The sequence below is a fragment of the Actinomadura opuntiae genome (assembly GCF_030283205.1).
GTDB lineage: Bacteria > Actinomycetota > Actinomycetes > Streptosporangiales > Streptosporangiaceae > Spirillospora.
Genome location: NZ_JASNWF010000019.1, coordinates 124,161 through 136,448, shown reverse-complemented (window position 1 = coordinate 136,448; position 12,288 = coordinate 124,161). Strand labels below are relative to the sequence as shown.

At 72.9% G+C, this 12,288-nt stretch carries 9 protein-coding genes and 1 pseudogene; 3 read left to right on the top strand and 7 right to left on the bottom strand.

Going from position 1 to position 12,288, the window contains the following annotated elements; translation table 11 throughout:
• Positions 1-19: 19 nt before the first annotated feature.
• Positions 20-1,528 carry a cellulase family glycosylhydrolase gene (locus tag QP089_RS35260; RefSeq protein WP_285917715.1) on the bottom strand — a complete coding sequence of 503 codons (1,509 nt, stop codon included), beginning with the start codon at positions 1,526-1,528 and terminating at the stop codon, positions 20-22.
• Between the two features lie 266 nt (positions 1,529-1,794).
• Between QP089_RS35260 and QP089_RS35255 the strand changes: the two genes are divergently transcribed.
• Both QP089_RS35255 and QP089_RS35250 read left to right on the top strand, forming a co-directional pair.
• Entirely contained in the window at positions 1,795-2,841 is a 1,047-nt protein-coding gene (locus QP089_RS35255; RefSeq protein ID WP_285917714.1) for a LacI family DNA-binding transcriptional regulator, read from the top strand.
• A gap of 130 nt (positions 2,842-2,971) precedes the next feature.
• Complete coding sequence (locus QP089_RS35250; protein ID WP_285917712.1) at positions 2,972-5,899, top strand: glycoside hydrolase family 48 protein; 2,928 nt, start codon at positions 2,972-2,974, stop codon at positions 5,897-5,899.
• A gap of 148 nt (positions 5,900-6,047) precedes the next feature.
• On the opposite strand, the pseudogene QP089_RS35245 reads toward QP089_RS35250, so the two are convergent.
• Positions 6,048-6,799 (bottom strand): annotated as a pseudogene (locus QP089_RS35245) (SAM-dependent methyltransferase).
• 168 nt (positions 6,800-6,967) lie between these two features.
• On the opposite strand from QP089_RS35245, the gene QP089_RS35240 reads away from it, so the two are divergent.
• Positions 6,968-8,305 carry a cytochrome P450 gene (locus QP089_RS35240; protein ID WP_285917710.1) on the top strand — a complete coding sequence of 446 codons (1,338 nt, stop codon included), beginning with the start codon at positions 6,968-6,970 and terminating at the stop codon, positions 8,303-8,305.
• A 9-nt stretch (positions 8,306-8,314) separates the two neighbouring features.
• On the opposite strand, the gene QP089_RS35235 is transcribed toward QP089_RS35240, so the two are convergent.
• From QP089_RS35235 to QP089_RS35215, 5 genes are all read right to left on the bottom strand, one after another.
• Positions 8,315-8,635 carry a GroES family chaperonin gene (locus QP089_RS35235; RefSeq protein WP_285917707.1) on the bottom strand — a complete coding sequence of 107 codons (321 nt, stop codon included), beginning with the start codon at positions 8,633-8,635 and terminating at the stop codon, positions 8,315-8,317.
• Positions 8,636-8,645: 10 nt separating this feature from the next.
• A complete protein-coding gene (locus QP089_RS35230; RefSeq protein WP_285917706.1) occupies positions 8,646-9,554 on the bottom strand; it encodes an NAD-dependent epimerase/dehydratase family protein in 909 nt (302 codons plus the stop codon).
• Between the two features lie 79 nt (positions 9,555-9,633).
• Positions 9,634-10,419 (bottom strand): serine protease, encoded by a 786-nt coding sequence (locus QP089_RS35225; protein ID WP_285917705.1) that lies wholly within the window; start codon positions 10,417-10,419, stop codon positions 9,634-9,636.
• Positions 10,420-10,436: 17 nt separating this feature from the next.
• The gene (locus QP089_RS35220) at positions 10,437-11,393 is read right to left on the bottom strand and encodes a DMT family transporter (protein ID WP_285917704.1); all 957 of its coding nucleotides are present in this window, start codon (positions 11,391-11,393) and stop codon (positions 10,437-10,439) included.
• Between the two features lie 123 nt (positions 11,394-11,516).
• The gene (locus QP089_RS35215; RefSeq protein WP_285917703.1) at positions 11,517-12,284 is read right to left on the bottom strand and encodes an SDR family NAD(P)-dependent oxidoreductase; all 768 of its coding nucleotides are present in this window, start codon (positions 12,282-12,284) and stop codon (positions 11,517-11,519) included.
• Between the last annotated feature and the right edge of the window lie 4 nt (positions 12,285-12,288).

The following is a 12,288-nucleotide window of genomic DNA, read 5'->3' as shown; positions in this document are numbered from 1 at the left end:
GTGCCGGAGTGATGCCGGGTCACGAGCGCAGGTGGTCGCGGAACCCGGCGCCGTAGGCGGTGGGGGTGCCGTCGTAGGAGCTGATGAGCGCCGGGCCGCTGGTGCAGTTCCAGGTGTTCCAGGTCCAGCCGAGGTAGGAGGCCCCGTGCGCGTCCAGCCAGCCCATGAGCGTGTCGATGTAGCCGTGCCCGCAGTCGTTCTCGCCGATCTCGCCGGCGACCAGCGGGACCTGCGCGGCGACGGGTGCGATCTGCTGGTCCCAGCAGGCCGCGTCCTTGCAGTAGTTGAAGTTGTAGGAGTGCCACGACGCGGCGAGGTTCCCGGTCGGGTCGGCCGGCTTGTAGTTGAGCCACTGGGACAGGTCGTTGGAGTAGCTGTTGCCGCCGGCCATGATCACGTTGGACGCCCCGGCGCCGCGGACCGCGTCCACCAGGTCCTGCATCCCGGCGGCGTCGTAGGACAGGCCGGTGCAGTCGGCGCCGCCGTCGCGCCAGCACTTCCACGACTGGTCGTAGCCCATGACGCCGAGGTTGTTCGGGTACGGCTCGTTGAACAGGTCGAACACCACGGCGGTGTCGCCCTTGAAGGCGGCGGCGACCTGCTTCCAGAACTCCGTCGCGTACTTGGCGTCCGGCATCGGCTTCTGGCAGGCCGCGTCGGCGGTCTGGCAGTGGCTGTCGTTGCCGGTCCACAGCCCGTTGGTCCAGTGCAGGTCGAGGATCGGCGTCAGGCCGTTCTGGACGAGCAGCCCCACGTAGTCCTCGACCGCCTTCTGGTAGGCGGCGCCGCCGTAGGCGGGATCGACGTCGGACAGGCCGAGCCAGCAGTCGGCGTTGAGCGGGACGCGGACGGTGTTGGCGTTCCAGCCCTTGATGGCCGCTACCGACGCGGCGTCCATCGGGCCGTCCCAGATTCCGTTGCCCTGCACGCAGGCGAACTCGCCGCCCGACCGGTTGACCCCGCGCAGCCGGACCGTCCGGCCGGAGGCGTCCACGAAGGAGTTGCCCGAGACCTTCAGTTTCGGGGCCGGGCCGGACGGCGGCGGGCTGGTCGGCGGGGGACTGGTCGGCGGCGGGCTGGTGGGCGGTGGGCCGCCGTTGCAGGCCGTGCCGTTGAGGGTGAAGGCGGTCGGGTCGGCGTTGGTGCCGCTGTAGGTGAAGTTCGCGCCGACCTGGACGGACCCGCCGGACGCGACCGAGCCGTTCCAGCTCTGGTTGCCGACGGTGACCTGCTTGCCGGACTGCGTCCACACGCCGTTCCAGCCGCTGCTCAGCCTCTGGTCGCCGGCGTAGGAGTACTGGAGCTTCCAGCCGGTCAGCGCCGGGCCCTGGTTGGTGACGGTGGTGGACGCGGTGAAGCCGGTGCCCCAGTCGTTCTTGGCGTAGTCGACCTGGCAGGCGACGGCGGCGTGGGCGGGGCGGGCGCCCAGCACGGCGCCGGCGCCCGCGCCGGCCGTGAGGGCGCCCGCCAGGCAGAGCGCTCCGGTGAGGGACGCCAGGGCGGCGGTGCGCGGGGAGAGCGGGCTCATGAATTCTCCGGTGTCACGTGATCTCCTTTATGGGAGCGCTCCCATTTCCTTGGCCGAACGCGACCGTAGATCGCCGCGCGCCGTCCCGGAAAGCCTTCTTCCACGGTTTTCACGAATCGCGCCGGGCGGAGTGAAGGCGGCGTTCGCCGGAGGTCAGGCGGCCCTTGACACAATGGCGCGCCGACCTGATTCTTGGGAGCGCTCCCATTACTCCCACCTCCCCGGCCGGCCACCCCGCGGCCGGGACCCCCGAAGGGAGTGCACCGTTGACGATCACCGAATCCGGCCCCGGCCCGCGCGCCGGCGAACCCGTGGGCCGCGCGCCGACCCTGGCGCAGGTGGCCCGGGCGGCCGGCGTCTCGCCCGCGACCGCCTCCCGCGTCCTCACCGGCTCGGCCCACGTCAGCCGCACCGCCCGCGAGCGCGTCGAGGAGGCCGCGCAGCGCCTCGGCTACGTGCCGCGCCGCCCGACCACGCCGGGCCGCCGCTCGCCCGGCGCGGTCGCCGTGGTGATGTGCGACGAGGGCGCGCGGGTCTTCGCCGACCCGTTCCACGCCGGCCTGCTGTGGGGCGTGCGGCGCGAGCTCGGCGGCCGCCGGCCCCTGGTGGTGCTGATGGCCGGCACGCCGGGCGAATGGGAGACCGCCGCCGACTACCTGCGCGGCGGCCGCTTCGAGGGCGTGCTGCTGATCGGCGCGCACCCCGACCGGCGCGCGTGCGTGCTGCGGGCCGCCGCCGGCGCCCCCGTCGTGCTCGCCGGACGGCCGCTCGACGACGTGGGGCTGCCCTACGTGGACGCCGACAACCGCGGCGGGGCGCACGCCGCCGTCCGGCACCTGCTCGCCTCGGGCCGCCGGCGGATCGCCACCATCGCGGGCCCGGCCGACATGGCCGCGGGCGTGGACCGGCTGGCGGGCTACCGGATGGCGGCGCAGGAGGCCGGGATGGACGTGGCCGGGCTGGTCGGGCACGGCGACTTCGGCCGGCTGTCCGGCGAGCACGCCATGAGCCGGCTGCTGGAGCGCCGACCCGGCATCGACGCCGTGCTGGCCGCCTCGGACCTGATGGCGGTCGGAGCGCTGCGCGCCCTGCGGCGGGCCGGCCGGCGGGTCCCCGACGACGTGGCGGTCGTCGGGTTCGACGACGCCCCGGTCGCCCGGCAGGTGCGGCCCCGGCTGACCACCGTCCGCCGGCCCGCCGAGGACCTCGGCGCCCGGCTCGCCCGCGAACTGCGCGCCCGCTCCGGCGGCCGCCCGTCCGGGGACCGCGGCGTGGTGCTGCGGACCCGCCTCATCATCCGCGAGTCCGCCTGACGCGGCGGACGACCCGGCGCCCGGACCGTCCGGCCCGGACCGCATGAACCACGGGGGACCAACGTCCCGGCGACCGCCGGAGGCGGGCTGCGCCCTGCGCGAGCGAGGGCCCGATCGGAAGGATGCACACGTGCGAAGACGGCGTCGATGGCGCGCGCTCACGGCGGTGAGCGCGGCGCTGACCCTCGTCTGCGGCGGCCTGGCCGCCCCGGCCCCGCCGTCGCTGGCGGCGGCGGCCTCCTGCAAGGTCTCCTACAGCAAGAACGACTGGGGCTCGGGGTTCACCGCGAGCGTCGACATCACCAACCAGGGCGACGCCCTGACCGGATGGAAGCTGACCTACTCCTACGGCGGCGACCAGAAGCTGGTGAGCGGCTGGAGCGGCCGGTGGTCGCAGTCCGGCAAGGACATCACCGTCCAGAACGAGAGCTGGAACGGGAGCCTCGCGTCCGGCGCGACGGTGAACGTCGGCGCGCAGTTCACCTACAGCGGCACCAACGCCGACCCCACGGCGTTCAGCCTCAACGGCGTGCGGTGCAACCAGGGCACCGGGGCGCCGACCGTCGCGCTGACCAGCCCGGCGGCCGGGTCGACCTACAGCCTCGGCGACTCGGTCCCGCTGGCGGCCACCGCCTCGGCGGCGTCCGGGGCGACGGTGAGCAAGGTCGAGTTCTACAGCCAGGACGGGCTGCTCGCCGCCGGTGACACCAGCGCCCCGTACAGCCTGAACTGGACGCCGTCCAAGGCGGGCACCTACTCCCTGTACGCCAAGGTGACCGACAGCGCCGGCGGGACCGCCGAGTCCGAGCCGGTCGGCGTCACCGTCGCAGCGAGCGCCAGCGTGGTCGCCTCGCCCGCGTCGCTGACCGTCGCGCAGGGCGGCAAGGCCGCCTTCGGCGTGAAGCTGTCGCAGGCGCCGTCGTCGAACGTGACGGTGACGACCGCCCGCACGGCGGGGAGCACCGGCCTGTCGGTGACGGGCGGCGGCACGCTCACCTTCACGCCGCAGAACTGGTCCACCACGCAGAACGTGGAGGTCACGGCGGACGCGTCCTCGACCGGGAAGGCGACCTTCACCTCCAGCGCGCCCGGGTACGCCTCCGCGGCCGTCACGGTCACCGAGGTGAGCGGCGCCACCGGCGCCTACACCCAGCGGTTCCTGGACCAGTACAACAAGATCAAGGACCCGGCGAACGGCTACTTCAGCCCGCAGGGCATCCCGTACCACTCGGTCGAGACGTTCATGGTCGAGGCCCCCGACCACGGCCACGAGACGACGTCGGAGGCCTACAGCTACCTGATCTGGCTGGAGGCGATGTACGGGAAGGTCACCCAGAACTGGACGCCGTTCAACAACGCGTGGGCGCTCATGGAGAAGTACATGATCCCCACGCACGCGGACCAGCCGACCAACTCCTTCTACAACGCGTCCAAGCCCGCCACCTACGCCGCCGAGCACCCGCTGCCCAGCGGCTACCCGTCGCAGATCGACGGGAGCGTCCCCGTCGGGCAGGACCCGATCGCGGGCGAGCTGAAGTCGGCGTACGGGACCGACGACATCTACGGCATGCACTGGCTGGAGGACGTCGACAACGTCTACGGCTACGGCGACACCCCCGGCGGCGGCTGCGAGAACGGCCCGTCCGCCGCCGGCCCGTCCTACATCAACACCTACCAGCGCGGCTCGCAGGAGTCGGTGTTCGAGACGGTCCCGCAGCCGACGTGCGACGCGTTCAAGTACGGCGGCACCAACGGCTTCCTGGACCTGTTCATCAAGGACTCCAGCTACGCCAAGCAGTGGAAGTTCACCGACGCCCCCGACGCGGACGCGCGCGCCATCCAGGCCGCGTACTGGGCGGACACGTGGGCCAAGGAGCAGGACAAGGGCTCCGACGTGGCCGGCACCGTCGCCAAGGCCGGGAAGATGGGCGACTACCTGCGGTACTCGTTCTTCGACAAGTACTTCAAGAAGATCGGCGACTGCTACCCGGCGTCGTCGTGCCCGGCCGGGTCCGGGAAGAACAGCGAGCACTACCTGCTGTCCTGGTACTACGCGTGGGGCGGCGCGCTGGACTCCAACGCGGGCTGGGCGTGGCGCATCGGCGACGGCGCATCCCATTTCGGGTACCAGAACCCGCTCACCGCGTACGCGCTGGTGAACGACCCGGCGATGGCGCCGAAGGGCGCGACCGCCAAGACCGACTGGCAGAACAGCCTGACCCGGCAGCTGCAGTTCTACACCTGGCTGCAGTCGGCGGAGGGCGCGATCGCCGGCGGCGCGACCAACAGCTGGGAGGGCAGCTACAGCCAGCCGCCCGCCGGCACGGCGAAGTTCTACGGGATGGCCTATGACTGGCAGCCCGTCTACCACGACCCGCCCAGCAACCAGTGGTTCGGGTTCCAGGCGTGGTCGATGGAGCGGGTGGCCGAGTACTACCAGCAGACCGGCGACGCCAACGCCAAGGCGCTGCTGGCCAAGTGGGCGGCCTGGGCCATGTCGCAGACGACCGTCGACCCCTCGACCGGCTCGATCAAGATCCCGTCCACGCTGACGTGGACGGGGCAGCCGGACGCCGACTGGTCCGGCGCGACCGGGATGCCCCCGGCCAACACCGGGCTGCACGTCAGCGTCGCCGACTACGGCGACGACGTCGGCGTGGCCGCCGCGTACGCCAAGACCCTGGCGTACTACGCGGCCAAGTCCGGCGACGCGAAGGCCAAGCAGGCCGCCAAGGACCTCCTCGACGCCATCTGGAAGCACACCGACGGCAAGGGCGTGTCGGCGCCGGAGACGCGGAGCGACTACAAGCGGCTCGCCGACCCGGTCTACGTGCCGTCCGGCTGGACCGGGAAGATGCCGAACGGCGACCCGATCGACTCCAAGTCCACGTTCATGTCCATCCGGTCGTTCTACAAGAGCGACCCCGACTTCGACCGCGTGTGGGCGTACGCGTCGGGCGCGAGTTCCACCGCGCCGGTGTTCACCTACCACCGGTTCTGGGCCCAGGCCGACATCGCCCTGGCCATGGCCGACTACGGCCGCCTGTTCGGCGAGTGAACGGAGGGTGAATGGCGCGCGGGCGCGGACGGCCCATCGTCCGTGCCCGCGCCCGCGTCACCTCGGTCCCATGCCGATGACCCGAGGTGAAAGAGGCGAGGTGATCAGGGCGGGACGGCTCCGGCCATTCCCGAAAACTGATTGAAGATTAATCGACTTTGCGGCCCACGCCCGCGTAGCACCATTGCCGCTCGGCGTTCGCCGGGACGCCGGAATCGGAGTCGGGACGCCACAGCGACAGCGTGGTCAGGCCCGGTTCGACCAGTTCGAAACCGTCGAAGAAGCGCGCGACGTCCGAGCGTCCGCGCAGCGTGATCTGGTAGGTGGCCTTCTCGTACACCGCGCCCGCGTCCCGCACCCGGCTGTCGGTGTCGAAGTCGCCGGTCACGTGCGACACCGCCAGGTGGCTGCCGGGCGCCATGGCCTCGCGGACCCGGGCCACGATCCCGTGCGGGTCGTCGCCGTCCCCGATGAAGTGCAGCATCGCCAGCATCAGCACGGCGACCGGCCGGTCGAAGTCGATGAGCCGGCGCACCTCGGCGTCGTCCAGGATCTCCTCGATGCGGCGGGCGTCGCCCTGGATCACGGTGACCTCCGGCGTGCCCGCCAGCAGCGCCCGGCCGTGGGTGAGCACGACCGGCTCCACGTCGACGTACACCACGCGCGCGCCGGGAGCGACCTGGTGGGCGATCTCGTGCACGTTCCCCTGCGTGGGCAGGCCGGACCCGATGTCGAGGAACTGCCGGATTCCCGACTCCGCCAGGAAGCGCACCGCGCGCCGCAGGAACGCGCGATTCTCCCGCGCCAGGAAGGCGTGTCGGGCGCGTGGCGGACGACCTCCCGCACCGCCTCCCGGTCGGCGGCGAAGTTGTCCTTGCCGCCCAGCAGGTAGTCGTACATCCGCGGGACGTTCGGCGTCTCCAGATCCACGGTGTCCAGCGTCCTACCCCCGGCCTTCCGCAGTGGCGATCCCGTGATCGCGAACTTGTCGCGAAGTCATCCGGAATATGTAAGCATTGCGGCCTTCGCGAAACAACCGAATCGATGATCTGCACGCGGGAGAGCGCAATGCGAGGCGACGGCAGGGGCTCATCGGAGATTCCCGGACCGCCCGCGGACGGCGACGGCGGCGCCGCCCTCGCGGAGGCGGGCGGGCTGCACAATTACCAGTTGCGGCTGCACGCCGAGTACGGGCCGGTCGTGCGGTTCCCGCTGCCGGGCGCGGGGGAGGCGGTGTCGGTCGCGGACCCGGTGCTGCTGGAGGCCACCGCGAGGATCGACAGGCGGCCGGAGAAGCTGTTCGAGTTCCTGGCCCCGCTGCAGGAGTCGGGCAACCTGCAGACGATCCCGGCGAGCGAGCACGGCCCCTGGCGGCGGGTGATGCTGTCGGTGCTGGCCGGACGCCCCTCGCACGAGGCGCACTTCGCGGCCTTCACCGGCCTGGCCTCCGACCTGGCCGACCGGTGGGCGGCGCGCGCGGCCGAGGGGCCGATCGCCCTGCAGAAGGACCTCAGCGAGCTGTCGCTCCAGATGATCTGCCGGTACGCGCTCGGCAGCGGCCTGGAGTCGGCCGGCTCCGCCGCGCGGGTCGTGTCGGCGTTCGAGGTCGTCCTCACCGAGTACCTGGCCCGGGCCGGCGCGAACGACCCGGAGGGGACGCGCCGCGCCGAGGAGGCCCTCACTTACCTGCGCTCGACCGTCGACGGGGTGCTCGCCGCGCACCGCGGGCGCGGCACCGGCGAGCAGGCCGAGCGCAGCGACCTGATCGGGGCGCTGTCGGCGGCCGGGGAGTCCCCGGCGCGGATCCGCGACACGGTGCTGATGACCATGCTGGCCGCCCACCACACCACCGGCGTCGCCATCTCCTGGACGCTGTACCTGCTGGCCCGGCACCCCGACGCGGCCGACCGGGTGCGCGCCGAGGTGGACGCGGTCCTCGGCGACCGCGACGTCCCCGAGTACGGCGACCTGAAGCGGCTGACGCACCTGGAGATGGCGCTCAAGGAGGCGATGCGGCTGTACCCGCCGGGCCCGTACGGCGCCCGGGAGGCCACCGAGGACGTCGAACTCGGCCCGTACACCGTCCCCGCGGGCACGACGATCTTCTACCCGTTCTGGGCCGTGCACCTGAACCCCGAGTACTGGCCCGACCCGCAGGCGTTCGATCCCGGCCGGTTCGGCCCGGAGGCGTCGGCGGGACGGCCCCGGCTCGCCTACATCCCCTTCGGCGTCGGCCCGCGCAGCTGCGAGGGCTCCGCCCTGGCGATGGTCGAGGCCGAGCTGGTGCTGGCGGTCCTGCTGAAGCGGTTCCGGTTCGACCTCGCGCCCGGGCAGACCGTCACGCCCGTGGAGCGCTTCGTCCTGTGGGCCGCCGACGACATCCTCATGGACGTCGCCGAGCGGTGACGCGGGCGGTCAGAGGTAGAGGCCGGTGCCGTGCTCGGGGCGCTCGCTGGCGACGGCGTGCAGGTCGCGCTCGCGCATGACGAGGTAGTTCTCGCCCTGGATCTCGACCTCGTACTGGTCGCCGGGGTGGAACAGGACGCGGTCGCCGACCTTGACGGTCCGGACGTGGTGGCCGACCCCGCACACCTCGCCCCACGCCAGCCGGTTGGCCTGCTCGACGGTCGCCGGGATCACGATGCCGGAGCTGCTGCGGCGCTCGCCGGCGTCCTTCTCTACCTTGATCATGACGCGGTCGTGCAGCATCTGGACTTCGAACTTCGGGTCGGACACGCTGGAGAGTTTATCCGCCCGCGCGGGTGAGGGCGGCCCACGAGCCCGCGATGATCTCCGGGAGGGACGAGCGCTCCGGCAGCCAGCCCAGTTCGGCGCGGATCGCGGCCGGGTCGCAGACCAGCACGGGCGGCTCCGGCTGCGGCGGGCGGCGCAGCGTCGGGACGGGCCGCCCGGTGACCTCCTCGACCGCCGCGACCACCTCGTGGACGGCGGTCCCGGTGCCGCTGCCGGTGTTGTAGACCCGGTCCTCGCCGAGGTTCACCGCCTCCAGCGCGCGGACGTAGGCGGCGGCGAGATCGTCGACGTGCAGGAACTCGCGGACGGCCAGCCCGTCACCGTTGATCTCCAGCCGTGGCGCATGGCCCGCGGCCACCGCGAGCGCCTTGGGGATCAGCCGGGTCTCGTCGGGGTCGACGCGGCCGTCCACCGACCCGGCGACGTTGAACGTCCGCAGCACGACCGCGCCGATCGCGCCGGTGCGGGCGTGGTAGCGGACGGCCTGCTCGGCGGCCAGCTTAGAGGCCCCGTACGGGTTGGACGGCGCGGTGGCCTCGGTCTCGGGGATCGGCTGCCGCTCGGGCGTCCCGTACACCGCGGCCGTCGACCCGAACACCACCCGCGCGCCGGCGGCGGCGCGCAGCACGTTGACCGTCCCCTGGACGTTGGCGGTGAAGAAGCGCAGCGGCTCCTCGAACGACTCGCGGACGCGGGTGAGGGCCGCGAGATGGCAGACCCCGTCGTACGGCCCGGACGGCAGCGACCCGGGGTCGAGCACGTCCCCGCGGACGGGCCGTACCCCGTCCGGCAGTTCGGCGTCCCGCCGCACCAGCCCGTCGACGTCGTGCCCGGCGGCGACCAGCCGCCGCCCGACCGCGTACCCGATGTAACCCGCCGCCCCCGTCACCAATACGCGCATGGGTCACAGCATCGCGGCAGGCGGGCCGGCGGCGCCAACCGCTGCCCGCTTCCGGCCTGTTCGGTGCCGCCTCCGCGGCTCAGGGCAGGTCGGTGACGCGGGTGTAGATGCCGGGGTAGCCGGGCTTGGCGCAGCCGTAGCCCCACGAGGTGAGGCCGATCACGCGGCCGCCGGCCAGCAGCGGGCCGCCGCTGTCGAACAGGCAGCTGTCGGCCTGCGGCGACCCGGCGCAGACGTTGTCGGACGCGTCGTAGTCGTCGCCGTAGGCCTTCTCGCAGGCGGCATCGCCGGGCAGCGGCACCGTGACCGAGCGCAGCCGGGTGTTGAAGTAGTCGGTCTCGGACGTGGTGCCCCAGCCGGCGATCACACCGCTCCTCGCCGGTCCGGGGGCGGCGAGCGCGACGGTCGGCCGGTTCACGCGCCGCGCCAGGGTCAGGACGGCCAGGTCGTGGTGGCTGGCCGTCGTGCCCTTGAACGTCGTCTCGCTGTACTTCGGGTGCATCCGCAGCGACTTCACGTCCACGGTCTCGCCGCCCTTGCCGGTCAGGTCGTCGCGGCCGAACGTGACCTTCATCAGGCCGGGCGCCGCGCGCAGGAACGCCACGCAGTGCCCGGCGGTGAGGACCGTGTCGGGCTTGATGAGCACGCCGCCGCAGAACTGGCCCGCCGGGCGGACGAAGAAGACCGGCGAGCCGACCGCCGCCAGCCACGGGTAGGAGGCGGCGGAGGCGGGCTTTCCGCCGACCACGGCGGACGCGGGGGAGGCGGTGAGGGGGAGCAGGCAGGCGCCGAGGGCGGCGGTCGCGAGCGCGGCCGTGCCGAGGGCCCGGCCGGATCGCGCTCCGCGGGCGGAGGGGAGGGCCATTCCGGCAATCTAGGGGATCAAGGCACGGCGCGCACGCCCCTGCGGCGCGCGGCCCGCTCCGGCAGCGCGCCGGTGGCGCCGGGCTCCTCGTAGCGGGGGAAGGTCACCAGCGCGACCAGCGCCAGCACGAACCCGCCCGCGCGCAGCAGGAACGGCAGCGAGTCGCGGGGCCAGTCCTCGCCGAACAGGACGGTGCTGCTGATGATGAGGTAGGTGCGGCCGATGACGGTCAGCACGACGGCGACGATCGCGATGCGGCAGCGCTGCAGCGCGATCTGCAACTGCCCGAGCGCGATCGCGGCCAGCCCGAGCGTCAGGTACGGGTAGGCCGATTCCAGGACGGCGCGCACGCTGCCGGTGTCGGCGTAGACGATCGAGATGCCGCGGATGCCGGCCTCGGCGAGCCCGGCGCAGGCGCCCGCGCCGATGCCGTAGGCGACCCCGGCGAGCTTGCGGGCGTGCCGGCCGCCGGCGCGCCGGTCCCCGACCAGCCACACCAGCCCGGCGGCGACGACCGCGGGCGCGCAGATCGCCAGCATCGTCCACGGCGCGCGCAGGGTGCCGGCGAGCGTGGCGTCCGCCGCGGGCGTGCCCTCACCGGTGGCCGACAGCCCGATCAGCACGGTGGCCAGCACGAACAGCGCGACGCTCGCCCACTCCCGGAGGCTGAGCCGCTCGCCGAGGAACCAGACCGCGTACCCGACGAGGCACACCAGGCTGACCGCGAAGATCGGCTGCGCCACGGCCAGCGGCATCTCCTGGAACGCCACGACCTCGTAGCCGAGGCCGAGGAACAGCAGCAGCCCGCCGCCCAGCCAGACCGGGTCGGTGAGCATCAGCCGGGCGACGTGGAACGGGCGGCTTCCGCGCAGCGGCTCCATCCGGCGCGCGGACAGGCGGAACACGAGGAAGGCGATGTAGTAGACGGTGGTCGCGATCAGAGCGAGGGCGGCGTAACCCAGGTCGTGACCCATCGGGGGACCTCTCGGCGGATTGCGGGCGGGTGGACCCGGGGTTTCGCGCGCCTGAGAACCGCCGGAAGTCCAACATGCCGCCTTCGTCCCCAAGTGACAAGACCGCGGCGCTTGACCGCTTGATCAATCGTAGTTACGGCCCGTGTCGGACGACAGCCGGGCGACCAGGCCGCGCGGCACGAACCGGGTGAGCCCCACGATCGCCTTGTACTGCGCGCCCGGCACGCTGACCTGCACGCCGCGCCGCAGGTCGCGCAGCCCCGCGTCCACCACGTCGTCGTCCTTCAGCCACAGGAACTCCGGCAGACCGGACATGTCCATGTTCGCCCGCTGGTGGAACTCGGTGTGCGTGTAACCGGGGCAGAGCGCCATAACCCGGACGCGCCCGCGCGAGCGGCGCCGGATGTCGGCGTTCACGCCCTGGCTGAAGTTCACCACCCAGGCCTTGGACGCCCCGTAGGTGCCGCGCGTCGCGAACGCCGCGACCGACGAGACGTTGACGATCCCGCCCCGGCCGCGCTCCAGCATCCCGGGCAGCGCCGCGTGCGTGAGCCGCAGGACGGCCTCGCAGTGCACCTTCAGCATCGTGATCTCGTCCGACACCGGTACGTCGAGGAACACGCCGTTGTGGCCGAACCCGGCGTTGTTGACCAGGAGGTCGACGTCCTTGCGGGTGCGCTCCTCGGCGGCGGAGAGCCCCGCCTCGGTGGACAGGTCGGCGGTCAGCGTCTCGGCGCGCACCCCGTACCGGTCGCGCAGCCCGTCGGCGGTCCGCTCCAGCCGTTCGGTGTCGCGGGCCAGCAGGACCAGGTCGAACCCGTCGGAGGCGAGGCGGCGGGCGAACGCGGCGCCGATGCCCGCGGTCGCGCCCGTGATGAAGGCGGTCGGCATGTCC